23 protein-coding genes are annotated in these 25620 nt (G+C 62.8%); 11 read left to right on the top strand and 12 right to left on the bottom strand.

The window, feature by feature from the left end; all coding sequences use genetic code 11:
• Nucleotides 1-310: 310 nt before the first annotated feature.
• The 6 genes from AC0QUY_RS39140 (at nt 311) to AC0QUY_RS39115 (ending at nt 9049) form a co-directional block, all read left to right on the top strand.
• Nucleotides 311-1084, top strand: a complete 774-nt coding sequence (locus AC0QUY_RS39140; protein ID WP_475391288.1) for an LssY C-terminal domain-containing protein — start codon at nt 311-313, stop codon at nt 1082-1084.
• A 198-nt stretch (nt 1085-1282) separates the two neighbouring features.
• Nucleotides 1283-2467: a pyridoxal-phosphate-dependent aminotransferase family protein gene (locus AC0QUY_RS39135; protein WP_475391286.1), complete on the top strand. Its 1185-nt coding sequence runs from the start codon at nt 1283-1285 to the stop codon at nt 2465-2467.
• Between the two features lie 301 nt (nt 2468-2768).
• Complete coding sequence (locus AC0QUY_RS39130; RefSeq protein WP_475391282.1) at nt 2769-3830, top strand: ABC transporter ATP-binding protein; 1062 nt, start codon at nt 2769-2771, stop codon at nt 3828-3830.
• Nucleotides 3831-3857: 27 nt separating this feature from the next.
• A complete protein-coding gene (locus tag AC0QUY_RS39125; protein WP_475391280.1) occupies nt 3858-4925 on the top strand; it encodes an ABC transporter substrate-binding protein in 1068 nt (355 codons plus the stop codon).
• A gap of 121 nt (nt 4926-5046) precedes the next feature.
• Nucleotides 5047-6762, top strand: a complete 1716-nt coding sequence (locus AC0QUY_RS39120; RefSeq protein WP_161850728.1) for an ABC transporter permease — start codon at nt 5047-5049, stop codon at nt 6760-6762.
• Nucleotides 6763-6931: 169 nt separating this feature from the next.
• Nucleotides 6932-9049, top strand: a complete 2118-nt coding sequence (locus tag AC0QUY_RS39115; protein ID WP_475391277.1) for a S9 family peptidase — start codon at nt 6932-6934, stop codon at nt 9047-9049.
• 109 nt (nt 9050-9158) lie between these two features.
• On the opposite strand, the gene AC0QUY_RS39110 is transcribed toward AC0QUY_RS39115, so the two are convergent.
• The 7 genes from AC0QUY_RS39110 to AC0QUY_RS39080 all read right to left on the bottom strand — a co-directional run bounded on the left by AC0QUY_RS39110 (nt 9159) and on the right by AC0QUY_RS39080 (nt 17083).
• Nucleotides 9159-10601, bottom strand: coding sequence for an aldehyde dehydrogenase family protein (locus tag AC0QUY_RS39110; protein ID WP_475391275.1), 1443 nt, complete (start codon nt 10599-10601; stop codon nt 9159-9161).
• 54 nt (nt 10602-10655) lie between these two features.
• A complete protein-coding gene (locus AC0QUY_RS39105; RefSeq protein ID WP_475391273.1) occupies nt 10656-11375 on the bottom strand; it encodes a ribonuclease activity regulator RraA in 720 nt (239 codons plus the stop codon).
• A 114-nt stretch (nt 11376-11489) separates the two neighbouring features.
• Nucleotides 11490-12581: an SMP-30/gluconolactonase/LRE family protein gene (locus tag AC0QUY_RS39100; protein ID WP_475391271.1), complete on the bottom strand. Its 1092-nt coding sequence runs from the start codon at nt 12579-12581 to the stop codon at nt 11490-11492.
• A gap of 115 nt (nt 12582-12696) precedes the next feature.
• Nucleotides 12697-14433, bottom strand: a complete 1737-nt coding sequence (araD, locus tag AC0QUY_RS39095) for an L-arabinonate dehydratase (protein WP_475391269.1) — start codon at nt 14431-14433, stop codon at nt 12697-12699.
• On the bottom strand, nt 14430-15293 hold the full coding sequence (locus AC0QUY_RS39090; RefSeq protein ID WP_161850734.1) for an ABC transporter permease: 864 nt from the start codon (nt 15291-15293) through the stop codon (nt 14430-14432). The genes araD and AC0QUY_RS39090 overlap by 4 nt, the downstream gene beginning before the upstream one ends.
• A 12-nt stretch (nt 15294-15305) precedes the next feature.
• Nucleotides 15306-16070 carry an ABC transporter ATP-binding protein gene (locus AC0QUY_RS39085; protein WP_475391267.1) on the bottom strand — a complete coding sequence of 255 codons (765 nt, stop codon included), beginning with the start codon at nt 16068-16070 and terminating at the stop codon, nt 15306-15308.
• A 5-nt stretch (nt 16071-16075) separates the two neighbouring features.
• Nucleotides 16076-17083: an ABC transporter substrate-binding protein gene (locus tag AC0QUY_RS39080; protein WP_475391290.1), complete on the bottom strand. Its 1008-nt coding sequence runs from the start codon at nt 17081-17083 to the stop codon at nt 16076-16078.
• Nucleotides 17084-17190: 107 nt separating this feature from the next.
• Between AC0QUY_RS39080 and AC0QUY_RS39075 the strand changes: the two genes are divergently transcribed.
• From AC0QUY_RS39075 to AC0QUY_RS39065, 3 genes are all read left to right on the top strand, one after another.
• Nucleotides 17191-17910, top strand: coding sequence for a GntR family transcriptional regulator (locus tag AC0QUY_RS39075; protein ID WP_475391265.1), 720 nt, complete (start codon nt 17191-17193; stop codon nt 17908-17910).
• 226 nt (nt 17911-18136) lie between these two features.
• Nucleotides 18137-18568 (top strand): response regulator, encoded by a 432-nt coding sequence (locus AC0QUY_RS39070; protein ID WP_475391263.1) that lies wholly within the window; start codon nt 18137-18139, stop codon nt 18566-18568.
• Between the two features lie 70 nt (nt 18569-18638).
• Nucleotides 18639-22145 (top strand): PAS domain S-box protein, encoded by a 3507-nt coding sequence (locus tag AC0QUY_RS39065; protein WP_475391261.1) that lies wholly within the window; start codon nt 18639-18641, stop codon nt 22143-22145.
• Nucleotides 22146-22211: 66 nt separating this feature from the next.
• On the opposite strand, the gene AC0QUY_RS39060 is transcribed toward AC0QUY_RS39065, so the two are convergent.
• Nucleotides 22212-22853, bottom strand: a complete 642-nt coding sequence (locus AC0QUY_RS39060) for a response regulator transcription factor (RefSeq protein ID WP_161850739.1) — start codon at nt 22851-22853, stop codon at nt 22212-22214.
• Nucleotides 22854-23044: 191 nt separating this feature from the next.
• Between AC0QUY_RS39060 and AC0QUY_RS39055 the strand changes: the two genes are divergently transcribed.
• Nucleotides 23045-23335 (top strand): hypothetical protein, encoded by a 291-nt coding sequence (locus tag AC0QUY_RS39055; RefSeq protein WP_475391258.1) that lies wholly within the window; start codon nt 23045-23047, stop codon nt 23333-23335.
• A 152-nt stretch (nt 23336-23487) separates the two neighbouring features.
• Entirely contained in the window at nt 23488-23637 is a 150-nt protein-coding gene (locus AC0QUY_RS39050) for a PAS-domain containing protein (protein ID WP_246738483.1), read from the top strand.
• A gap of 127 nt (nt 23638-23764) precedes the next feature.
• Here AC0QUY_RS39050 and AC0QUY_RS39045 read toward each other — a convergent pair whose 3' ends face one another.
• The 4 genes from AC0QUY_RS39045 to AC0QUY_RS39030 form a co-directional block, all read right to left on the bottom strand.
• On the bottom strand, nt 23765-24085 hold the full coding sequence (locus tag AC0QUY_RS39045; RefSeq protein ID WP_161850741.1) for a PilZ domain-containing protein: 321 nt from the start codon (nt 24083-24085) through the stop codon (nt 23765-23767).
• A 3-nt stretch (nt 24086-24088) separates the two neighbouring features.
• Entirely contained in the window at nt 24089-24961 is an 873-nt protein-coding gene (locus tag AC0QUY_RS39040; RefSeq protein WP_475391257.1) for a CheR family methyltransferase, read from the bottom strand.
• Between the two features lie 30 nt (nt 24962-24991).
• Nucleotides 24992-25381, bottom strand: a complete 390-nt coding sequence (locus AC0QUY_RS39035; RefSeq protein WP_475391256.1) for a response regulator — start codon at nt 25379-25381, stop codon at nt 24992-24994.
• Between the two features lie 27 nt (nt 25382-25408).
• Nucleotides 25409-25620: chemotaxis protein CheW (locus AC0QUY_RS39030; protein WP_475391255.1), on the bottom strand; the 212-nt coding region annotated here is incomplete at its 5' end.

Genomic DNA, 25620 nt, shown 5'->3' with positions numbered 1-25620 from the left:
ACCCACGGTTGTAGCCGGAGGGGGAACGGGCGACATCGCCACGCGTCTTGGCCGGTGGCCACCGGCCAAGACGCTAAGTCGCTTCCATCGCACAAATCTTGGCCGTGCAGATACAAGGGGGTACAGGTCTATCGATTAATTTCGAACTCGCGGAGAGAGCCCTCACCCCGGCCCTCTCCCCGTAAGAACGGGGAGAGGGAGAAGTGCGGTAGCCGTTCTCCAATTGACTCGTAAAGAGCGCAACGCCGTGTCAGATACTCGAACCCATCGACGATTGCGGCGGGAAAGACGCGGCGGATGGCGGCGTGCCTTGTTGCTCGCCCTCGTCATCCTCGCCGGCTACGGTTTGCTCGCCTATCTGGTGCTGCCGGGTTTCTGGACGCACTACGAGCATCAGCGCGGGCTCGCCGAGATGCCGATGGTGACGCGCACGGCGCAAGGTATTCCCGGCGATCCCATGAATGTCGGGTTGATCGGCGAGCTCGGCGAAGTCGTCTGCGCGATGCATGCGGCCGGCTGGTATCCGGCCGACCGGATCACGCTGAAATCCTCGATCGAGATCATCGGCAGCGTGCTGCTCGATCGTCCCTACAAGGAGGCGCCGGTGAGCAACCTCTATTATCTCGGCCGCCGCGAGGACTTGGCCTTTGAAAAACCGATCGGGACCAGCGCCGACCGCCGCAATCATGTGCGCTACTGGAAAGTGCTGGAGAGTGGCGAGGAGAAACGTCCGGTCTGGCTCGGCGCCGCGACGGAAGATCGCGGCGTCGGCGTCAGCCGATATACCGGCGCGGTCACGCATCACATCAGCCCCGATCTCGACGCCGAGCGCGCATTGCTTGCGGCTGATCTGGAAAATGCCGGCATGGTGGAGGCGAAATACCAGGTCACGGGCATCGGGCCGACACTCGCGGGGCGCAATGGCGGCGGCGACCCCTATTACACCGACGGCGAAATCTGGGTGCTGCGGCTGGTGGAAGCCTGCAAGAAGCGCGAAGGACCCGCAGTGACGATCCCAAGCCCACCGGCGAACGCATTGAAGGACCAGATCTGGCGCGCGATCGCGGACGCGGTGGGAAAATAACGTGCCGAGCAAGTGCGAGGCGCGGAGCAATCAGGGCAATTTGATCTTTTTTTGCCGTCTGGATTGCTTCGTGGAGCCTGTCATCGGGCGCACATTTTTGTGCGACCCGGTGGCTCGCAATGACGGCTCCGATCGAATATTATCTGGGCCGAACCTCACGCCTCGATTCCGCGTGCTTGCCCATAAGGAAAACCAACAATGACCGTTCGCGCGGGCCGGGAGTTTCTGGCCATCCCGGGACCCACCACCATGCCCGACGAGGTGCTGCAGGCGATGCATCGCCCGGCGCTCGACATCTATTCCGATCAGATGGTGCAGTTGACCGAAAGCCTGCTCGCCGATCTATCAAAACTGTTCGCAACCAAGGGCAAATCCTACATCTACATCGCCAACGGCCATGGCGCCTGGGAGGCCACACTCTCCAACGTGCTGTCGCGCGGCGACAAGGTGCTGGTGCTGGAAAGCGGACGCTTTGCGATCGGCTGGGGCCAGGCAGCGGCCGCGATGGGCGCCGAGGTCGAGGTGCTCAAGGGCGACTGGCGTCGCGCGATCCGTGCGGGCGAGGTCGAGGCGCGGCTGAGACAGGACAAGGATCACAGCATCAAGGCGATCGTCGCGGTGCAGGTCGATACCGCTTCCGGCGCCTATAACGATATCGAGGCGATCGGCAAGGCGATCAAGGGATGCGGCCATCCGGCGCTGTTCATGGTCGACACCGTGGCTTCCCTCGGCTGCATGCCGTTCGAGATGGACAAATGGGGCATCGATGTCGCGATGTCCGGTTCGCAGAAGGGCCTGATGACGCCGCCGGGCTTAGGCTTCGTCGCCGCCAATGAGCGCGCGCGGCAGGTCCACAAGAAGGCCAATCTGCGCACTCCCTACTGGGACTGGACCGAGCGCGAAGGCAGCGAGCACTACCGTAAATATGCCGGCACCGCGCCGGTGCATTTGCTGTTCGCGCTGCGCAAGGCGATCGACATGTTGCAGACCGAAGGGCTGGAAAATGCCTTTGAGCGCCACCGTCTGCTCGGCGAAGCGGTGCGCCGCGCGGTAGCGGTGTGGAGCGAGGGCCAGGTGCTCGGCTTCAATATCACCGAGGCCAATGAGCGCTCCAACACGGTGACGACGGTGACCATGAACGGTCACGATCCCATGGCGCTGCAGCGCTACTGCAAGGAGAAATGCGGCGTGGTGCTCGGCACCGGGATCGGCGATTTGTCGGGACAGGCTTTTCGCATCGCCCATATGGGCCATGTGAATGCACCGATGATTTTGGGCACGCTCGGCGTGGTCGAAGTCGGCCTCACCGCGCTCGGCATTCCCCACGGCAAGGGCGGAACCGAAGCCGCGATCGAATATCTCGGCGAGAACGTCGGGGCGTAAGTCCGATCTTTGGTAGGATGGGTGGAGCGGGGCGATACCCATCAGCGATTTAGTCCGATTGATGGGTATCGCCGCGCTCCACCCATCCTACGCACTGTCGGCTCTGCGAAACGCGGCGACTCGTGGTCACCATTTCACATGGTGAGAGAGGCCGCGTCTCCCGTGCCTCTCAGCCGCATCTAAATAATGGGTATCGCTTCGCTCCATCCATCCTACTCTTTCCCAACACGTATTAGTGCGTATACTGGCATACCAAGCCGGGCGCTGATCCGTGCAAGAACAAAGAGTGGGAGTGAGGCGATTGGCGTCCGTTGATTTGCGCGGCCTGACCAAGCGATTTGGCTCGCTTGCGGTGGTCGATAACGTCTCGCTGAAAATCGACCACGGCCAACTGGTGTGCCTGCTCGGCCCGTCCGGCTGCGGCAAGACCACGACGCTGCGGCTGATCGCCGGCTTCCTGGAACCTTCCGACGGCGAGATCCATGTCGGGGACCGGCTGGTGTCTTCACGCGCGCGCACGCTGCCGCCCGAGCAGCGCAACATGTCGATGATCTTTCAGAGCTACGCGCTGTGGCCGCACATGACGGTGACCGAAAACATCGTCTACGGCCTGCGTCTGCGCAAACTCGACCGCGACACCATCGCCAAGAAACTGGCGGCAATCCTGGCTACGACAAAACTCGAGGCGCTGTCGCAGCGCTATCCCGGCGAACTCTCCGGCGGGCAGCAGCAGCGCGTGGCGTTGGCGCGCGCGCTGATCGTCGAACCGGAGACGCTGCTGCTCGACGAGCCGCTCTCCAATCTCGACGCGAATTTGCGCGAAGAGATGCGGTTCGAGATTCGCCGGCTGCATGACGAATATCGCTACACGACGGTCTATGTCACCCACGACCAGTCCGAGGCCATGACCACGGCCGACCTGATCGCGGTCATGAACGGCGGCCGGATCGACCAGCTCGGCACGCCCGAGGACATCTACGCGCGGCCGGAATCCGAATTTGTCGCCCGCTTCATCGGCGCCAGCAACGTGATCAAGGGCACCGCGCGCGACGCCAACCATGTCTCCTTCGCGGGCGCGACGTTGAAGGTGGTCGGCGCGCCGCTCACAGCGGGCCAAAGCGCCGTGGTCACGATCCGTCAGCACGATATCGGCCTGTCGACGCAGGCGCCGGCGTCACCGGAGAATGCGATCAAGGCGGTCGTCACGCGGCAGGTCTATCTCGGCGCGGCGCGCGACTACATGGTCGAGGTCGCCGACGGCACCAGCTTGCGCGCCACCACGCCAACCGAAACCAATGTGCCAAAGGGCAGCGAGGTCTGGCTGACACTCCCACCCGAGCGTTGCCGGGCGCTCAGCCGATAACAAGAAACAACAACCCGGGAGGACGCGATGAGAAGACAAAAGCTTTCGAGACGCGAAATCCTGCGAGGCTCAGTTGCGCTTGCCGCAGGAACCGTATTCGCCTCCCCCTTGCGCGCCCAGGCGCCGGAGCCGGCTGCGGTCACGCCGGCGCTGGTGGAGGCGGCGAAGAAAGAAGGCAAGCTGATCTTCTATTCCTCGATGGACCTGCCGGTCGGCGAAAAGCTCGGCAAGGCATTCGAAGCGGCCTTTCCGGGCATCACGATTCAGATCGAGCGTTCCGGCTCGGAGCGGCTGTTTCAGCGGATCGACCAGGAGTTTGCCAGCAACATTCGCGCCGCCGATATCGTCAACTCCTCCGATGCCTCGCACTTCATCAGTTGGAAGAAGAACGGCTGGCTGATGCCGTTCGTGCCGGAGGATGTCGCCGAGCATTTTCCGCAAAGCTATCGCGATCCAGATGGCCAATTCGCGACTTCGCGGGTGTGGCTGTCGTCGATCGCCTACAACACCAACCTGATAAAGCCGGAGGACGCGCCGAAGAGCTTTGCCGACCTGCTCGATCCCAAATGGTCGGGCAAGATGGTGAAGGGACATCCGGCCTATAGCGGCACCATCATGACCGCGACGTTCCAGATGGTGCGTGAGCTCGGCTGGGAATACATGGAGAAACTTTCAAAGCAGCGCGTGATGCAGGTGCAGTCGTCGACCGACCCGCCGAAGAAGCTGTCGCTCGGCGAACGCGCCGTGATGGCCGACGGCAACGAATACGGCATCGTGCTTCTGAAGGAAGCCGGCCAGCCGGTCGAACCGGTCTATCCGACCGAGGGCACGCCGACGATTTCGGGACCGACCGGCATCTTCAAGACCGCGCCGCACCCCAACGCCGCAAAGCTGTTCCAGGCCTGGCTGCATACCCGCGAGACGCAACAGTTCTTTGTCGACTTCAGCGCGCAATATTCGGTTCATGCGCAGGTGCAGTCGAAGCCGGGCCGGCGGAAGATTTCGGACATCAAGCTGATGAAGGAAGATGCAGAGGGCGTCGAGAAGATGACCGAAGAAATCAAGACGCGCTATGCGCGCCTGTTCAGGGTTTGAGGATGCTGTCCGTCACGAACACCGCCGTCATTCCGGGATGGTCCGAAGGACCAGACCCGGAATCTCGAGATTCCGGGTTCGATGCTTCGCATCGCCCCGGAATGACGGAGAGAAACTTCGCATGACCACCATCACCAGCACCGACGCGCCAAAATCCCGCATCGACGTCACGCGCCCCGTGTTGTGGCTGTTCGCCGCGTTCATGATCCTGCTGATCGTGCTGCCGCTGTCGTGGCTGATGGTCTACGCCTTCACCGACAAGGCGCGGCGGCCGACGCTGCAGAATTTCGTCACGCTGTTCACCGACCCCGCCTTTCTCGATCCCTTGCTGACGACCGCGATCATCGCCACCACGTCGGCGGCGATCTGCTGCCTGGTCGCCGCCCCGATCGGCTGGCTGGTGTCGCGCACCGACATGCCGGGGCGGCAGATCATCCGCGCGCTGGTGACGGCCTCGTTCGTGACGCCACCGTTTCTCGGCGCGGTCGCCTGGGAACTGCTGGCGGCGCCGAACAGCGGCATGCTGAACCAGCTCTATCGCTACCTCACCGGCGCCGAAGATCCCCTGTTCGATATCTATTCGCTGACCGGGCTGATCTTCGTGATCTCCTGCTACACCTTTCCGTTCGTGTTCGTGCTGGTCGCCAACGCGCTCGACAACATGCCGGGCGAACTGGAAGACGCTTCCGCCATTCTCGGCGGCAAGGCGTGGACCACGGCGCGGCGCGTCACGATTCCCTTGGCACTGCCCGCGCTGGTCGCCGGTGCGCTGATCGCCTTCCTGCAGGCGATGACGCTGTTCGGATCGCCTGCGATCCTGGCACTGCCTGCCGGCTTCCACACCATGACGACGAAGATCTGGAGCCTGTTCCAGTATCCGCCCAAGCTCGAATTGGCTGCAGCCGCCGCCGTGCCTTTATTGCTGCTGACGATCCTGCTGCTGCAGGGCCAAAAATTCCTGCTCGGCCGCCGCGGCTTTTCCGTGGTCGGCGGCAAGTATGGCGCGCCGCGGCCGATCGAGATGGGAGGATGGCGCTGGGTGGCGCTGGCGTTCTGCCTCCTCGTGCTGCTCAATCCTGTGTTCCTGCCCTATTTCGCGCTGCTCAACGCGGCATTCTCCCCGAACGCGACCACGCTGGTGACGCCATCGACGGCCACGCTGCACAATATCGTGTTTGTGTTCACCGAATTGTCGTCGACCCAGCTCGCACTGAAGAACACGGTGATCCTTGGCGCATCGACGGCGACCGTCGGCACAATCCTCGCGCTCGTGGTCGCCTATGTCACCACCCGCCGCGTGATCGCGAGCCATCGCATGCTCGGCTTTCTCGCGACCGCCCCGGTCGCCGTGCCCGGTATCGTGCTCGGCGTCGGATTGTTCTTAAGTTACACGCGCCCGCCCTTCGTGCTCTACGGCACGCTGTGGATCCTGCTGCTGGCGTTTCTCACCATCAACCTGCCCTCGGCCTATCAGCAATTGCAGGCAGCGTTTGCGACCATCCACCCCGAACTGGAAGACGCCAGCCGCATCCTCGGCGCGACACGGCTGCAGGCGCTACGCCAGATCACGGCGCCGCTGCTCCGTACCGGCGTGATCGCGACCTGGTGCTTCATCTTCATCGGCGTGATGCGCGAACTATCCGCCGCGATCGTGCTGTTCACCTCGCAGACCAAGGTGCTGTCGGTTCTAATCTACGACCTCAATGAAAGCGGCGACCTGGCCGCGATTGCGGTGCTCGGCATCGCGATGCTGGTGATCACATTCACGGTGGTGCTGGCCGTGAACCGGATCCCGATGTTCGGTGGCGGCGCGGGGGCGAGGTTAAGGAATAGTTAGGCTGTCTGCCCGTCATTGCGAGGAGCGAAGCGACGAAGCAATCCATCTATCCGTTATGCTGCGCGATGGATTGCTTCGCTTCGCTCGCAATGACGGCCTGCAGGCATCTAGTAATCCGCCACATTCACCCCGATATAAGGCCCAATCATTGAGCCTGACGAGGAACCGCGTGACCCAAGCCGCCACCAAAAAGCCTGCCCTATCGCCGCCCATCGCCCCGCGCCGCCCGCATACCTTCACCACGCACGGCATTGCGGTGACGGACGATTACGCCTGGCTGAAAGACGCCCGATGGCAGGAAGTGCTGCGCGATCCCTCGATCCTGGATCCGGATATCAGAAAATATCTGGAAGCCGAAAACGACTACACCGAGAGCCTGCTCGGCCATACCGCGCCGTTGCAGAAGAAGCTGGTCGCGGAGATGCGCGGACGGATCAAGGAAGACGATTCCAGCGTGCCGGCGCCGGACGGTCCGTTTGCATACTTGCGAAAGTTCCGTGAGGGCGGGCAGCACGAGATGTTTGGCCGCACGCCGCGCGATGGCGGCGATGTGGAGATCGTGCTCGACGGCGATGCGCTGGCCAAGGATCATGAATATTTCAAGTTCGGCAGCGCGCGGCATTCGCATGACCATAAGCTCCAGGCATGGAGCGCCGACACCAAGGGCTCGGAGTATTTCTCGATCCGCGTGCGCGACTGGGCCACGGGTACCGATCGCGACGATCTCGTCGAGGAGACCGACGGCGGCATCGTCTGGAGCAAGGATTGCCAGAGCTTCTTCTATGTGAAGCTCGACGACAACCATCGGCCGATGCAGGTGTGGCGGCACCGGCTTGGCACGAAGCAGGCCGACGATACGCTTGTTTATGAAGAGCAGGATTCCGGCTGGTTCACCCATCTGCATGAAAGCTCGTCCGGCCGCTTTTGCGTGATCGCAGGCGGCGACCACGAAACCTCGGAGCAGCGGCTGATCGATCTCGCCAACCCCGAAGCGCCGCCGCGGCTGGTCGCCGCGCGCGAGGAAGGCGTGCAATATTCGATTGCCGACCGCGGCGATGAACTGTTCATCCTCACCAATGCGGACGATGCCATCGACTTCAAGGTCGTCACCGCGCCGCTCGCCTCGCCAGAACGTGCCAACTGGCGCGACCTGATCCCGTATCGTGAGGGCGTTTACGTGCTCGATGTCGAGCTCTATGCCGGCCACATGGTGCGGCTGGAGCGCGCCAATGCGCTGCCCGCGATCATCATCCGGGATCTGGCGACCGGAGAAGAGCACGCCATCGCCTTCGATGAAGCGGCCTACTCGCTCGACACCATGGGCAGCTACGAATTCGAGACAACGAATTTGCGATTTTCTTATTCGTCGATGACGACGCCGGCTGAAGTCTATGACTACGACATGGCGACGCGGGCGCGCGTATTGCGCAAGCGGCAGGAAATCCCGTCGGGCCACAACCCGGCCGACTACGTCACCACGCGCATCATGGCGACCTCGCATGACGGCGCGCAGGTGCCGGTCTCGATCCTGCACCGCAAGGACCTGGTGCGCGACGGAAGCGCGCCGCTATTGCTCTACGGCTACGGCTCCTACGGGATGGCGATGCCGGCGTCGTTTGCAGCCAATCGGCTGTCGCTGGTCGATCGTGGTTTTGTCTACGCGATCGCGCATATCCGCGGCGGCGCGGACAAGGGTTGGGGCTGGTATCTCGATGGCAAGCGCGAGAAGAAGACGAATTCGTTCGATGATTTCGCCGCCGCGGGCCGCGCGCTGATCGAGGCGAAATACACGAATGCAAAACGTATCGTCGGCCATGGCGGCAGCGCGGGCGGTATGCTGATGGGCGCGGTCGCCAACCGATCAGGCGAGTTGTTCGCCGGCATCGTCGCGGAGGTGCCGTTCGTCGACGTCTTGAATACGATGCTCGACGACACGCTGCCGCTGACGCCGCCGGAATGGCCGGAATGGGGCAACCCGATCGAGAGTGAGAAGGATTTCCGCACCATTTTGTCCTATTCGCCCTACGATAACCTTCAGGCCAAGGACTATCCGGCGATCCTTGCGATGGGCGGACTGACCGATCCGCGCGTCACCTATTGGGAGCCGGCGAAATGGATCGCGCGGCTGCGCGCCACGATGAGCGGCGGCGGCCCGGTGCTGCTGCGCACCAACATGGGCGCCGGCCACGGTGGCGCATCCGGGCGCTTCAACCGGCTGGATGAAGTCGCGATCGCCTATGCGTTCGCGCTGTGGGCGGTGGGATTGGCGGAGAAGGCGAAGGTCTAAATTGATCCCGATGGACTGAGGATTATCTGGGTACGATCAGACGGGACTTCATTAGGCATGAAGGCGCGTGGCTGGCCACGCGCCTATAGCGACGACCTGAATCATCGCCTCACGGCATCGTGTAGGCCGTCTTCACCGTCGTATAAAATTCGGCGGCATAGCGGCCCTGCTCGCGGGCGCCGAAGCTGGAGCCTTTTCGGCCACCGAACGGCACGTGGTAATCGACGCCGGCGATCGGCAGATTGACCATCACCATGCCGGCTTCGGAATTGCGCTTGTAGTCGCTGGCGTATTTCAGGCTGGTGGTGCAGATGCCGGATGACAGGCCGAAATCGGTGTCGTTCGCGGTCGCCAGCGCTTCGGCATAATCCTTGACCCGGATGACCGCGGCCACCGGCCCAAAGATCTCCTCGCGCGCAATCCGCATCTTGTTGCTCACATCGGTGAACAACGCCGGCTGCAGGTAGAAGCCGGGCGCCTCGCGGTTGAGCCGCTCGCCGCCGAAGGCGAGCTTGGCGCCTTCGTCCTTGCCGATGCTGATATATTTGAGGTCCTGATCGAGCTGGCTCTGATCGACGACGGGGCCGATATCGGTGCCGGCCTTCACCGCGTCATCAACCTTCAGGCCGCGCATCCGCTCGGTTAGGGCCTCGACGAATTTGTCGTGAATGCCTGATGTGACGATCAGCCGCGAGGCGGCGGTGCAGCGCTGGCCGGTGGAAAAGAACGCGCTGTTGGCGGCGCATTCCACGGCGACCTTCAGATCCGCGTCGTCGAGCACGACCAGCGGATTCTTACCACCCATTTCGAGCTGAAACTTCTTCATCGGCCGCGAGGCGATGCAGGCCGCAGCCACCTTCTGGCCGGTGGCCACCGAGCCGGTGAAGCTGATCGCGGCAACATCGGGATGCTCAAGCAGGACCGCGCCGACTTCCGAGCCGCGCCCGATCACAAGGTTGAGCACGCCCTTGGGCAGGCCGGCGCGATGCAGGATATCGACCAGCGCCCAGGTCGAGCCCGGAACAAGATCTGCAGGCTTGATCACCACGGTATTGCCATAGGCCAAAGCCGGGGCGATCTTCCAGGCCGGAATGGCGATCGGGAAATTCCACGGCGTGATCAGGCCGACAACACCCAGCGCTTCGCGTGTAATCTCGATGTCGATGCCGGGGCGCACGGAAGCCAGTTTCTCACCGGCCATCCGCAGGCATTCGCCGGCAAAGAACGCAAAGATCTGGCCGGCGCGCGCGACTTCGCCGACGCCTTCCGGCAGCGTCTTGCCTTCCTCGCGTGACAACAGCCGGCCCAGTTCGTCCTTGCGGGCCAGGATTTCGTCCGACGCCTTTTTCAGGATGTCGTAGCGCGCTTGCGGCGTCGATCGCGACCATGCCGGAAACGCCGCTTTGGCAGCCGCAATCGCAGCGTCGGCTTGCGCACGCGTGCCGCGCACGGCTTCGCCGACGATGTCCTTGGTATCGGATGGATTGACGTTCGGCGCGCGCGCGCCATCGGACAACCATTCGCCATCGATCAGATTGTTGAACATCAGCATGGGGGTTTCTCCACTGTTACGTCATTGTAGGATCGCGCGTCCGGGAATAGAAGACTATCGTCCGTTGGCCTTGCGCCAGGCAGCAAAATCCTTCGAAGTCTGCTCGTCGGTCGCGGGATAGAGGCCGAGGATCGAGCGGCCCTTGCGGACTTCCTCCGTAACAAAATCCTCGAACGCCGTCATCTCGACCGCTTCATCCGCGATTTCGTCAGCGAGGTGCGCCGGGATCACGATGACGCCGTCGCGATCGCCGAGGATGACGTCGCCGGGGAATACCGGCGCATCGCCGCAGCCGATCGGGACGTTGATCTCGATCGCCTGATGCAGCGTCAGGTTGGTCGGCGCGCTCGGGCGATGGTGATAGGCGGGAAAGCCGAGGGCCGCGATCTCGGCGGAATCGCGAAAGCCGCCATCGGTGATCACGCCGGCGCAGCCACGCTGCATCAGCCGCGTCACCAGGATGGCGCCGGCGGACGCCGCGCGCGCATCCTTGCGGCTGTCCATCACCAGCACGGCGCCCGGCGGGCAATCCTCGATCGCCTTGCGCTGCGGATGGCCGCGGTCGCGGAACACGTCGATCTTGTTGAGGTCCTCGCGCGCCGGCATGTAGCGCAGCGTAAAGGCCTCGCCGACCAGCACCGGCTGGTTGGGACCAATGGGGTGCACATCCTGGATCATCTGGATGCGGAAGCCGCGCTTGAACAAGGCGGTGGCGACGGTGGCGGTTGAGACCGTCTTGAGTTTGTTGCGGGTGGCGTCGCTCAGTTTTGTCATGGTCCTTCGCATTCCTTTCATCCGTCATTCCGGAGCGCTCGCGTCAGCGAGCGAATCCGGAATCTCGAGATTCCGGGTCTGGTCCTTCGGACCATCCCGGAATGACAACAACACTCACACCGCCCCGTGCGCTTCCACATACAGCGCGTAGACCGAGTGGCAGCTTGTCATGTAGAGGCGGTTGTTCTTCGGGCCGCCGAAGGTGAGGTTGGCGCAACGCTCCGGCAAGCGGATGTGGGCGAGCGGCTTCCCGGCCGGGCTGAACACCATCACGCCATCGAGATCTTCAGACTTGCCCTTGAGCTGGAACACCTTCCGGCCGCCGACCTCGGTCGGCTCGGATTGCAGCGCGCCGTTGGAGCCCCAGCCGCACCACAGATTGCCGTCGCGGTCGACGCGGAAACCATCGAGCGCGCCCTGATCGGCGGCGTCGATCAGCTTGGTCTTGTTGCCGACCGTGCCGTCATCGTTGACATCAAAGCTCCAGATGCTGCGGTTCGGCGTGCCCTTCCACTCCACCACATAGAGCTTCTTCTCGTCCGGCGAGAAGGCGAGGCCGTTGGGATTGAAGATGTCGGTGATAACCGCAGAGAGCTTGCCGTCCTTGGTCAGGCGATAGACGTTGGTGGTGGCCTGTTCCGGTTTTTCCTTCTTGCCTTCCCACTCGCCATTGATGCCGAACAAGGGATCGGTGAACCAGATGGTGTCGTCGGACTTGACCACGATGTCGTTCGGCGCGTTCAGCCGCTTGCCCTCGAACTTGTCGGCCAGCACCGTGATCTTGCCGTCCTTCTCGGTGCGGGTGACGCGACGGGTGACCGAATGCTCGCAGGTGACGAGCCGGCCCTGGCGGTCGCGGGCGTTGCCGTTGGCGTAGTTGGCGTTGGCCCGGAAGACCGAAGTCTGGTTGGTCTTCTCGTCGAACTTCATGATGCGGTTGTTGGGAATGTCGGAGAACAGGAGATAGCCGCCTTCGGGGAAGTAGGCCGGCCCTTCTGCCCAGCGCATGCCGGTGGCGACCTGCTCGACCGTCGACGAATAGATCCGGTATTTTGCGAAGCTCGGATCGAGGATCTGCACCGCCGGATCGGGATAACGCTGGTTCGGCGTGAACGGGAACGATTGCGCGCCGGCTGCACGAGAAAGAAGCGTGGAAGCGGCAGCGGCGCCTGCGCCTGCGATCAGATTGCGTCGGCTCATATTCATTGGTCGTCTTCCCCTGCGATGCTTTTCTGTTTGGCGGTCATTCCGGGGCGATGCGAAGCATCGAGCCCGGAATCTCGAGGTTCCGGGTTCGCTTCGCGCCCCGGAACGACGACGGCTAATAAATCGACGGCTCCTCCACCGGCTTCCCAAACCCGGTCTCCAGGAAATCGAAATCGCAGCCTTCATTGGCCTGCTTGATGTGGCGGGTGAACATCCAGCCATAGCCGCGCTCGTAACGCGGCTCCGGCTTCTTCCACTCGGCACGACGTTTTTCCAGTTCGGCTTCCGGCACATCGAGGTTGATGGTGCGGGCGTTGACATCCAGCGTGATCTTGTCGCCGGTGCGCACCAGCGCCAGCGGCCCGCCGACATAAGATTCCGGCGAGACGTGCAGGATGCAGGCGCCGTAGCTGGTCCCGCTCATGCGCGCATCCGACAACCGCACCATGTCGCGCACGCCCTGCTTCACCAATTTTGTGGGGATCGGCAGCATGCCCCATTCCGGCATTCCCGGTCCGCCCTGCGGTCCGGCATTGCGGAGGATCAGGACGTGATCGGCGGTAACATCCAGATTCGGATCGTCGATCGCCTTCTTCATCGAGGGGTAATCGTCGAACACCAGCGCCGGTCCGGTGTGCTTGAGGAAGCGCGGCTCGCAGGCGCTCGGCTTGATCACGCAGCCGTCGGGCGCGAGATTGCCCTTGAGCACGGCCAGCGCGCCCTCGGCATAGATCGGGTCCTTCACGGTACGGATGACGTCGTCATTATATACTTCGGCGCGGGCGATGTTGTCGCCGAGCGTATGGCCGGTGACGGTCATGACATCGAGATGCAGATGCTCCCTGATGCGGCTCATCAGCCCCGGCAGCCCGCCGGCGTAGAAGAAGTCCTCCATCAGATATTTGTCGCCGCTCGGCCGCACATTGGCGATCACGGGCACCTTGCGGCTTGCCTTCTCGAAATCGTCGAGCCCGATGTCCTGGCCGGCCCGGCGCGCCTGCGCGATCAGATGGATGATCGCGTTGGTCGAGCAGCCCATCGCCATCGCCACCGTGATCGCGTTCTCGAACGCTTTCCGGGTTTGAATCTTGTTTGGCGTCAAGTCTTCCCACACCATCTCGACGATGCGGCGGCCGCATTCGGAAGCCATGCGGATATGGCCGGCGTCGGCAGCGGGAATCGAGGACGCGCCGGGCAAGGTCATACCGATCGATTCGGCAATCGCCGTCATGGTGGACGCCGTACCCATGGTCATGCAGGTGCCGTAGCTGCGGGCGATGCCGGCCTCGACATCGACCCAGTCCTTGTCCGAAATCTTGCCGGCGCGGCGCTCGTCCCAGTATTTCCAGGCGTCCGAGCCCGAGCCGAGCGTCTTGCCCTTCCAGTTACCGCGCAGCATCGGACCGGCCGGCAGATAAATCGTCGGAAGGTTCATGCTGGTGGCACCCAGCAGCAGGCCCGGCGTAGTCTTGTCGCAGCCGCCCATCAGCACCACGCCGTCGACGGGATGACCGCGCAGCAATTCCTCGGCGTCCATCGCCAGCATGTTGCGATAGAGCATGGTGGTCGGCTTCAGAAACGATTCCGACAGCGACAGCGCCGGCAGCTCCATCGGGAAGCCACCGGCCATCAGGATGCCGCGCTTGACGTCGTCGACGCGGCTCTTGAAGTGCATGTGGCAGGGCTGCGCGTCCGACCAGGTGTTGAGGATCGCGATGACCGGCCGGCCCTTCCACTCCTCCGGCGCGTAACCCATCTGCATTGCGCGCGAGCGATGGCCGAAGGCACGGAGATCGTCGGGCGCGAACCAGCGCGCGCTGCGGAGGTCGGCGGGGTTCTTCCTGTTGCTCATGACTGGGTACCCCATTTCTGGACGGTGTTGCGTTCGATCGTGCGGAAGATCAGGTTCTCCACGATCAGACCAATCACGATCACGGTCAACAGGCCGGCAAACACGGCGGGAATGTCGAGTAGATTACGGTTCTCGAAGATGAACCAGCCGAGACCGCCCTGCCCCGAGGACACGCCGAACACCAGCTCGGCGGCGATCAGCGTGCGCCAGGCGAAAGCCCAGCCAATCTTCAACCCGGTGAGGATCGAGGCGAAGGCCGCGGGAATCAGGATGCGGAACACATAAGGCAGCCCGCGCAGGCCATAGTTGCGGCCGACCATGCGCAGCGTGTTCGACACGCTCTTGAATCCGGAATGGGTGTTGAGCGCGACCGGCCACAGCACCGAATGGATCAGCACGAACACAAGACTGCCATTGCCGAGCCCGAACCAGATCAGCGCCAGCGGCAACAGCGCGATCGCCGGCAAGGGATTGAACATCGCCGTGATGGTTTCGAGAAAGTCGGTGCCGATCCGGGTCGAGATCGCGAGAATGGTGAAGATGGCGGCCAGTGCGATGCCGGCGGCATAGCCCATGAACAAGACCTTCAGCGATGCCCAGGCACGCATGGGAATGGTGCCGTCGCGCACCTTCTCGAACATGGTGACGATGGTGTCGTGGAAGGTCGGAAACAGCAGCGGATTGTTGAGGATGGTGCCGTAGGTCTCCCATGCCGCGGCGAGGAAGATGATGATCACGGATTTGCGGACGAAGCCGTCGTTCCACAATAGCTCCAGCACCGAGAGCTTGCGCTCGACTTCGGCCGGCACCGCCGCCGTTAGATCGGCGGCATCGCGCAGCAGGATTTTTGCTTCACCCATCGCGCGCTCCCTTCAATGTGCCGTAGCGTTATCGGCGAACAACAGATCGTGGATCTGCTTTTCCAGCCGCGCGGCGCTGCCGTCCTCGCCGTTGACCTTGTCGACGTCGATCACCTCGGCCTTGACCCGTCCGGGATGCGGCGACAGCAGCAGGATGCGGTTGCCGATCTTGATCGCCTCTGCGATCGAATGGGTAACGAACAGCACGGTGAACTTGGTTTCCGCCCATAGCTGCAACAGCTCATCCTGGCAGGTGCGCCGCGTCAGCGCGTCGAGCGCGGCGAACGGCTCGTCCATCAGGAGAATATCCGGCTCCATCGCCATGCCGCGCGCGATCGCCACGCGCTGCTTCATGCCGCCCGACAGGGTGTGCGGATAGGCGTCGACGACGCGGGTGAGGCTGACCTTCTCGATATAGGCCCGCGCCCGCATCTCAGATTCCTTGCGCGGCAGCTTTCGCGTCATCAGCAGCGGAAACATCACGTTTTCCAGCACCGTCTTCCACGGCAGCAACTGGTCGAACTCCTGGAAGATCATCATGCGGTCGGCGCCGGGCTCGGATATTTCGCGGCCCGAAATCCGCATTTTCCCTTCGCTCGGCGTCATATATCCGCCGACCGCCTTCAACAGCGTCGACTTGCCGCAACCGGAAGGGCCGAGCAGCACGAAGCGATCGGAACGATCGACCGTGAAGCTGACCCGCTCGGTCGCGGTCACGACCGCGCTCGAAGTCTTGTAGCGCAGCGTTACGTCACTGACATCGAGAAGCGCGGCCATGTCGATCAATTGCCCTTCAGGTCGTGGGAGACCGGTAGGTAGTAATCAGTGAACGCCTTGGGCATGGTCTTGAGCGTGCCGACCTTGTGCAGATGGGCGGCGAACTTCATGGTGCCCTGCGGCTGCAGGTTCCATTCCATCATGCCGGGCTCCTTCAGCCACGCCAGCAGATCCTCGACGCTGGTCTTGTCGCCGGTGACCTCCTTGTAGATCTCGACCGCGGCCTTGGTGTCGCTGCGGATCAAGTCCTGCGCTTCCTTGGTGGCGTCGCGCACCGCCTGCACGATCTTCGGATTGGCATCGGCGAATTTGGTCGTGGTGAAGAACTGTGCCTGGCTGAGCGGACCGCCCATCACGTCGGGCGAGGACAGCACCACATGCGCGCCGGGCACGCTCTTCAATTCGAGGAAGGTAAACGGCGGAATGGCAAAGTGATTGCGTACCTCGTGCTGGGCGTTGGTCATCGCGACATAGGCATCGGGATGGCCGAGCTGCACCGTATTGGCGTCGAGTTTCGACCATTGGTCGGCGCCAAAGGCTTCGGCGGCTGCGATCTGTAGCACGATCGCCTGGGTCGAGACCTTGACCGTCGGCACCGCGATCTTGTCGTTCGGGCCGAAATCCTTGATCGACTTGATGTGCGGATCGCGGCTGATCAGCGTCATCGGCTGCGCCGAGGTGGCAACGATGCCCTTGACGCCGCCGCGGGTGCGGTCCCACAGCAGCAGAAGATTACCGGTTCCGGTATTGAGGATGTCGACGCTGCCGGCCAAGAGCGCATCGGTCTGAGCGCCGCCGCCGCTCAGATTGATCCATTTCGTGGTGACGCCTGATACGCCGAGAGAGGCTGCGTGCTTCTCGATCAGCTTGTGCTTTTCCATGATGTGCGAGGGCATGTAGAAAATGCCCGGCTGCCGCGACAGCGAAATCTCTGATTTCTGCTGGGCCACCGCCGGCGAGCCCGGCAGCATCGTGGCGAGAACCATAGCGGCGCCCGCGCAGGCGCTCCACATCCTGTTTTTCATTGTGCATCTCCTCCGGTCTATCATTGACGCTCTTGGGGGAGATGCACTAATGTATTAGTGCATCTGAAGCAAGCCCTTTGGAACGACCGGCTCGAATGGCACCACCGCAAGTCGCTCCCCGTCGTGTTCCCCCGCGTTCCGCTGACCGGCTCGATCGCGACCGTCAGGCGGCGCCGCAGGTGTTCGAGCGCTTGCGCGGCATGATCATTTCACTGGAGCTGCCGCCGGGATCGCCGCTGTCGCGCGCCGCGCTGGCCGGACAGTTCGGCGTCAGTTCGACACCGATCCGCGATGCGCTGATGCGGCTCGAGGAGGAAGGGCTGGTCGACGTTTTCCCGCAATATGCCACGGTGGTCAGCCGGGTCGACGTGCGACTGGCACAGCAGGCGCATTTCCTGCGCCAGGCGGTCGAGCTCGAAATCGTACGCATGCTGGCACTGCGCCCTGACCAAGCTTTCGCCGCCGAACTAAACGCGACAATCGTCCGCCAGCAGCAATTCGCAAAGGCCGGCGACTTCGAAAAATTCATGGCCGCCGACAACGAGTTCCACGCCCAGCTCTATGCCGCCACCGACAAGCAGGACATCTGGTCGCTGGTGCGCAGCCGTAGCGGACATATCGACCGGCTGCGCCGGATGCATCTGCCCTCTCCCGGCAAGGCGCAGGATATCGTGCGGCATCACAAGCTGATTGCGAAGGCGATCGACGCCGGCGAACCCGAAGAAGCGCAGAAGCACCTGCGCACCCATTTGTCAGGCACGCTCAGCGAACTCGCCCAGATTCGTTCGCGCTACCCCGAATATCTCAGCAATTGACGGTAAGCGGCCCCGCCGCATGCATTCGTGCCCGCGAATCACCCTCTCATTCGGCTGCGCCGGCGTCTGTCTGCCTGACATCATGCGCATAAGGGTACTTTATAAGGCGCTTTTTGACGGCGCAGCCGGAACGTCGCCGCCGTGGAACCAGTTGCAGCAATGCGGGGATTCGACAAAACTCGATCGCCGTGCGCTTGATCCCAGCGGGGCTCGGAGAACTTTTACTTTGGCACGAATATTGGTCGTGGATGACGATGCGGCGGTCCAGTTGACCATCCGGCTTCTGCTGGAGCGTGCCGGCCACAGCGTGGTCACGGCGAGTGACGGCCGAAAAGGCCTCGCACTGTGTCAGACCGGAGATTTCGATCTGTTGTTCCTCGACATTTTTATGCCGGGAATGGACGGATTTGAAACCATGCGGATGGTTCGTCAGCAGCGGTCGCAAATCCCGATCATCGTCATCTCCGGCCGGCCGCTCTCGCCGGAATCGGACATGGCCCCGGACTTCCTGACCATGGCGACCAAGCTCGGCGCGGTTTCCAGTCTGCAGAAGCCGTTCCGGCCAGCCGACCTTCTGGCTGCCGTCGCGGGCTGCCTGGAGGCCGCTGATCGTGACTTGCCGCCACGCCCTGCCGGCGGTGTTGCTTCCTCCCCGTAATGCGCCATAGCATCGGGTTCGTCCGGCGGACTTGCCGCCGGCCGGAGCGGGAGGACGAGCGGACACCGACATGACGCTCACAACGAGGCTTGCCATCGCGATGATTGCGTTGGTCGCGATCGCGGTTTCCGCGGTCGGATGGCTGAGCTATCGCAACCTGGAACAGGCGCTCCTGCTGCGCGCTCGCGACCGCATCGAGACGCATTCGCGGCAACTGGCCACCGACCTCGAATATTACGCGGCCAGCGCGACCGGCGATGTTGCAGCCTCTCGTTCCGCGGTGTCGCTGCAGGGACTGATGCGCGCCCGCAAAGCCGGAGGCATCGATCCAATCGATGGCGTCTCCGAAAAGACGTGGCGCGACCGGCTGGCATCACGTTTCGTGGCCGAACTCGAAGCCAAGCCCGCCTATGCGATGCTTCGGGTCATAGGGATCGATGATGATGGCCGTGAGCTCGTCCGCGTCGACCGCGCGGGACCGAATGACACAGTTCGGATCGTACCCGAAGAGGGATTGCTGAAGAGAAACACTCGCAGCTACTTCCCGGAAACGATCCGGCTGGGCCCCGGACAAATCTACGTCTCGTCGCTCGATCTGGGTCGCCGCAACGGGCTGATCGAGGCGGTACACAGGCCGACGCTTCGCATCGCGACGCCGATCTTCGCAGACGACGGCAAGCTGTTCGGCATTTTCATGATCAATGTCGACATGCGGCGCGCGTTCGACCGCATCAGGTCGTCGGTGTTGCCTGGCGAGACCATCTACGTCGTTAACAAGCACGGCGACTATCTCATTCATCCAGATCGTTCACGCGAATTCGGCGCGTTGCTCGGCAAGCCGAACAACTGGAAAGCCGACTTCCCGCATCTGGCGTCGCAGGCCGGGGCAACGCAAGCCAGCGCTGACATCGTTCCGGATCAAGCCGGACGGCCGGGCGGGATAGCCTTCGCGCCCGCGCTTCTGGCCGGGGTCGAATGGGCTGGCGTCATTGAAACGACGCCCAACTCCGTCATCATGGCGCCGGCCGCGAGCATCAGGAATGCTTCCCTTCTTGTCGGTGGCATTGCGATGTCGGGCGCGGTAGTGCTGGCGCTGCTGGTCGCGAGATCGCTGACCCGCCCGATCGTCCAGTTGACCGAAGCCGTGCAGGGCGTGGCCAGTAACAAGAAGATCGCCATTCCGGTCGAAGCACGCGGCGAGACCGGCGTACTTGCGCGCGCGTTTGCGCAGGCGATCGACGAAGTGAATGCAAAGACTGCTGCTCTCGAGCGGGAGGTGCAGGAGCATCGCCGCACCGTGGCCGCGCGCGACCATCATGCCGAACGGGAACGGCTGTTCAGCGCTGCGGTCGAATCGTCCAACGACGCCATCATCACGACGTCGCTTGACGGCACCATTACCGGCTGGAACTCGGCGGCGGAGCGGCTGTTCGGTTACACCGCCGCGGAAGCCGCGGGCAAGAACATCACCCTGCTGGTGCCCAAAGACCGGCTGCCGGAGTTGCAGGACGCGCTGCGCCGGATCGGCTGGGGTGAAAGCATCGAGCACAATGAATCGGTGCGCGTGCACAAGGACGGAAGACGCATCGAAGTCTCGCTCGGCATTTCCCCGATCAAGTCGCCCTCGGGAGCGACCATTGGCATCTCGAATGTGGCGCGCGACATCACCGAAACCAACAAGACCAGGCAGGTGCTGCGACGGCAGACCGAAGAGCTTCGCCGCATCTTCGAGACCTCGCAGGATCTGATCATGGTGATGGATTCCGGGGGGGGTCTGGTTCAGATCAGCCCGAGCTGCGAGGCCATCCTGGGCTACCGGCCGGAGGAAATGATCGGCCATAGCGGGGAGGACTTTATTCATCCCGACCATCTGGAAAATTCCCGCGCGGAAATGCGGGCGTCGCGGCGCGGGCAACGCCCGAAGATGTCCGACACGCGCTGCATTCACAAGGATGGACATTACGTCTGGCTGTCCTGGCTCGGAACATGGTCCGAGCCGGCCAAGCGATTCTTCTTCGTCGGCCGCGACATGACCGAGAGCCGGCTGGCACAGGAAGCGCTGCGCGAAAGCGAGCAACTTGCCCGCGGTATCGTCGACACGGCGCTCGACGCCTTCGTCCAGGTCGACGAACAGGGCTTCATCCGGGACTGGAATGCGCAGGCAGAAAATATCTTCGGCTGGCCGCGCGATGAAGCATTCGGGAAGAATGTGTTCGACCTGATGGGCCAGCCGGACGGGCAAGGTCCTCTCAAGAAAGCCCTGCAAGCCTTCCTGGTTTCCGGCAGCGAGGCGGTCCGTCAGCCCCGACGCGAGCTTCAGATCAGGCGGAGAGATGGGAAGGAGATCACGGTGGAGCTGAGCATCGCCGCGCTGAGGACGCGCGGTGGCTTCGTATTCAACGCATTCGTCCGCGACCTCACCGACAAGATCGCCGCCGAGGACAGGATCCGGCAGGCCGAGAAGATGGAGGCGATGGGACAGCTCACCGGCGGCATCGCGCACGACTTCAACAACATCCTGACGGTGATCACCGGAACGATCGAAATTCTTGCGGATGCCGTCAAGGGTGAGCCGCAGCTTGCCGCCATCACGCGAATGATCGACGAGGCGGCCTCGCGCGGCGCCGACCTCACCCAGCACCTGCTCGCCTTCGCGCGCAAGCAGCCGCTCGAGCCGAAGGTAACCGACGTCAACACGCTGATCATCGACACCGCGAAACTGCTGCAGCGAACGCTCGGCGAGCACGTCGAGATCGAATCCGTGTTCGAGGACGAGACGTGCCCGGCGATCGTCGATCCCAATCAACTCGCCACCGCGATTCTCAACCTGGCGCTCAACGCCCGCGACGCCATGCCCGATGGTGGCAAGCTGATCATCGAGACCGGCTTCGTCGTGCTCGACGAGAATTATGCGAGGATGCACAGCGACGTCCGGCCGGGCCGCTACGCCATGATCGCGGTCAGCGATACCGGCACCGGCATCCCGGCTGCGGTGCTCGACAAGGTATTCAATCCGTTCTTCACCTCGAAGGGGCCCGGCAAGGGCACCGGCCTTGGGCTCAGCATGGTGTACGGCTTCGTCAAGCAATCGGCCGGCCACATCATGATCTACAGCGAAGAGGGCCATGGCACGACGATCAAGATGTACCTGCCGCCCGCCATGGGCACATTGCCGGCGGCCGAGGCGCCGCTGGCGCCGGCCGTCACGGGCGGCCACGAGACCATCCTGGTGGTGGAAGACGACAAGCTGGTGCGCGACTATGTATTGGCGCAACTCCACTCACTCGGTTACGTCACGCTGGATGCGGCGAACGCGACCGAAGCTCTCGCGCTCGTCCACACCGGTCACCCCTTCGACCTTCTGTTCACCGACGTGATCATGCCCGGCATGAACGGCCGCCAGCTCGCGAACGAGATATTGAAAGTGAGGCCCGAGCTAAAGGTATTGTTCACGTCGGGCTATACCGAGAACGCCATCATCCATCACGGTCGGCTGGATGAAGGTGTGATGCTGCTCGCCAAGCCCTATCGGAAATCCGACATGGCGATCATGATCCGGAAAGCGCTCGCCGATTGAACGCCGCACGCGCAGATCTGCGCTGGGTGCAGCGGTTTGTCTGCGATCAGGCCACTGCGCCTGCGATCAGATCTGGCCCTGACGCTGGGTGGTCATCACGATGCGGACCAAGTCGGCGGCATTCCGCGCGCCAAGCTTCTTCATGATATTGGCGCGGTGATCCTCGATCGTGCGCGGGCTGATCCCGAGATGCCGCCCCGCTTCCTTGTTGGAAGCGCCGGCGGTGAACTGCTCCAGCACCTCGCGCTCGCGCCGCGTGAGCGGTTCCCGTCCCGGAAAATGCAGGGTCGCAATGCGCGACGGGGCGTTTTGCGCCTGCCGGCGGGCGTAAGCCTCGATCGCGTCATCGAGCCTTGCTACGATTTCGCTGCCGCGGAACGGCTTTTCGATGAAATCCAGCGCGCCGTTCTTGATGGCGCTGACCGCCATGGCGATATCGCCCTGCCCTGAGATCATGAAGATCGGCGCAGGGTAGTCCTCGCCATGCAGCTCTCGCAGAATGTCGAGACCGGACTTACCGGGGATATGCACATCGAGCAGGATGCAGGCTGGCGTCCGCGTTCGTGCAATCGCCAGCAGGGCGGCGCCGTCGGCGAAACAGATGACCTGATAGCCGCCTGCCGTCAGGACCATCGAAAGCGTGTCGCGAACGGCAGGGTCGTCATCGACTACGAAAATCTCCCCACGGGAGGGGGCCTTTTCAGCCATGTTCCATCGTCCATGCGTGGTTGAATGTGACTCACACTCGGATAACGGTATTCAACTCCATACCGGACCGTATTTGTACGGGACCACGGCTTAACGCACAAGTAGCAACGCGCTCTTAAAAAAGTAACTAAGGAGTGCACTCATGCAGAACGCAGCTAGCGACGGCGTCGCACAGGTGCCCCACGACCCGGATGCCGCCCACCCGCGCCGTGATTTTGGACCTCGTCGGCCTGATCGAGCACGTCCAGAGCGGCCTGCGGCGGATTGAAGAGACGATCGCCAGGGAAACCTCGCCCGGCGGCCCCGAGAGTTCCACTGGTGCCATCGTGCTGGACGACGTGTCGCCTCGCTGCATGAAGGCGGCCGCCGCGGTGCAGGCCTGCGACGTCAATCTCGGCATCGCCCTGCGTTCCCTGCTCGACTCCGGCGCAGACGATCCAAGCGCCGCCTGCCTGCCGGCGCTTGCGGTCGTCGGGGCGTAAGGCGACACGGCGCCGACCTGCTGGAGCCTACGAAGTTCCCTCGCCGCAAATTTTCTCGCCAACTTTCCCGGGCCGTTAACCACCTGCTGCGATCGCTGCCTGGCGTCCGGCATGCCATCGGCGCACCGTCTGACCCGGATGCCGCGACGACGATGGAGAAGCTCGACGCGGCGCTCAACAATATGAGCCACGGCCTTTGCATGCTCGGGCCGGACAACCGCCTGCTGCTGTGGAACGATCGCTATGTAAAAATGTACAAGGCTGGCGCCCGACCGCCTGCGCGTCGGATGCACGCTCGATGAAATGCTCGAAGCGCGCAAGGCGGCGGGCACGGCCTATCGCGATCTCGGGCAATACGGATGAGGGCGCGAGAACATCACGGCGATGAATTAGCCTGATGTTGGCGCTGGAAGGGGCCGCTACACCACCTTAGGCGTCAGCTTCGGCCTTTGACGAAGCACCCGACTTTTTCTTGCCGTGCTTGCCGCGCAGGAAGCGGATGTCCATTTCCGTGCCGTTGACGCGAACGAGCTCGCAGCGGCGATAGGCGAGGCCGGTCGAGGACAAGAGCAGGAAGAACTCCTTGAGATTGAGGCCTTGAATGGAGCCTTCCACGGTCAGCGTGGCGTCGGTGTCCGAGATCGCGTTGAGCTGGCAGTCCCTGCGCCAGGTGCCGTCGATCGCCATGAGGCAGACATCATAGCCCCGGCTGAACGTGACCCGCTCCGCGCCCTTGCCGTCATCCGTCATCGCTCACCGTCCCGCCATCGCGGCGATTCTTGGCATCGACGCGCCGGCCTGCGGGGATGCCGCCCGCGCGCCGCTCGGCCGATAGAGGCCGCGCTTGTCCGGGAACGGCTTGAAGACATCGGTCAGGCCGACGACCGTTTCCGCCGCGCCGAGCACCAGGAAGCCATCACCTTCCATCGCCTTGGCAAGACGGCCGAAGATATTGATCTTGGTTTCCTGATCGAAATAGATCAGCACGTTGCGGCAGAAGACGACGTCGAAATTGCCGAGCAAGGAGAAATCGTGCAGCAGATTGAGCTGGCGATGCTGCACCATGCCGCGCAGCTCCGGGCTGATCTGCCACAATTCTCCGTTCTGCTTGAAATGTTTGACGAGCAGCTGAATCGGAAGACCGCGCTGGACCTCGAACTGGCTGTAGATGCCCGATTTCGATTTCTCTAGCACTTCCTGCGACAGGTCGGTGGCGATGATCTCGGTCCGCCAGCCGGCGAGCGCCGGGCCCATTTCCTTCAGCGACATCGCAAGCGAATACGGCTCCTGGCCGGTCGAGCCGGCGGCGCACCATATCCTGATGCTCTTGCGGCCGGCGCGCGCCTTCAACATCTCCGGCACGATCGTATCGCGGAAATGCTCGAACGGAATCTTGTCGCGGAAGAAGAAGGTCTCGTTGGTGGTCATGGCTTCGACCACCTGAGCGATGATCGTCGACGATCCGCCCTTCATTTTCTGCACGAGTTCGCCGATGCCCGCCACGCCACATTTGCGCGATAGCGGAAGCAGACGGCTTTCGATCAGATATTGCTTGTCTGCGGACAGGTCGAGACCGGAATGATCCTTCAAGAGCTTACGCAGATACTCATAGTCTGGCGGGGTCACGGTGGCCTCTCAAGGGCAAGCGGATAAGATTCAGATCGAGCTCTGGTCGACCAGCTCGACCAAACCGACTTCCTGGAACTTCGCGGCGACGATGTCCTTGTCGAACGGCTTCATGATGTACTCGTTGGCGCCGGCATGCAGCGCGCGCGAAATATGGTCCATTCCGTTCTCGGTGGTGCAGAACACCACCTTGGGCACATCGCCACCGGGCAAACGGCGCAGATGGCCGAGGAATTCGTAGCCGTCCATGACCGGCATATTCCAATCGAGCAGGACGGCGGTGGGCATGGCGTTCTTGCAGGCTTCCAGCGCCTGCTCGCCGTCCTCGGCCTCGACGATCTGAAAGTCCATTTCTTCCAGGATGCGGCGCGCGATCTTTCGCACCACGCTGGAATCATCGACGACAAGACAGGTTTTCATGTTGGCCTCCTTGCTTGATGCGCGGCGCTAAGCTGCGAGGGCTGTTTTCGGCACGATTTCGAGAACGCGATCGACGTCGAGGACGACCATGAGCTGGCCGTCGAGGCGGTGCACGCCGCCGGCGAGCTTGGCCATGCGGGGATCGAGGTTGACGGGGTTTTCCTCGCAGCTGGCGTCGGGCAGCCGCAGCACCTCGCCGATCTGGTCGATCAAGAGGCCGTAGGACTCGCCGCGCAGGT

This window comes from Bradyrhizobium sp. WYCCWR15520, from assembly GCF_056174665.1.
Note: the sequence above shows the minus strand (reverse complement) of the source record. Positions and strands in the feature narration are given on the sequence as shown.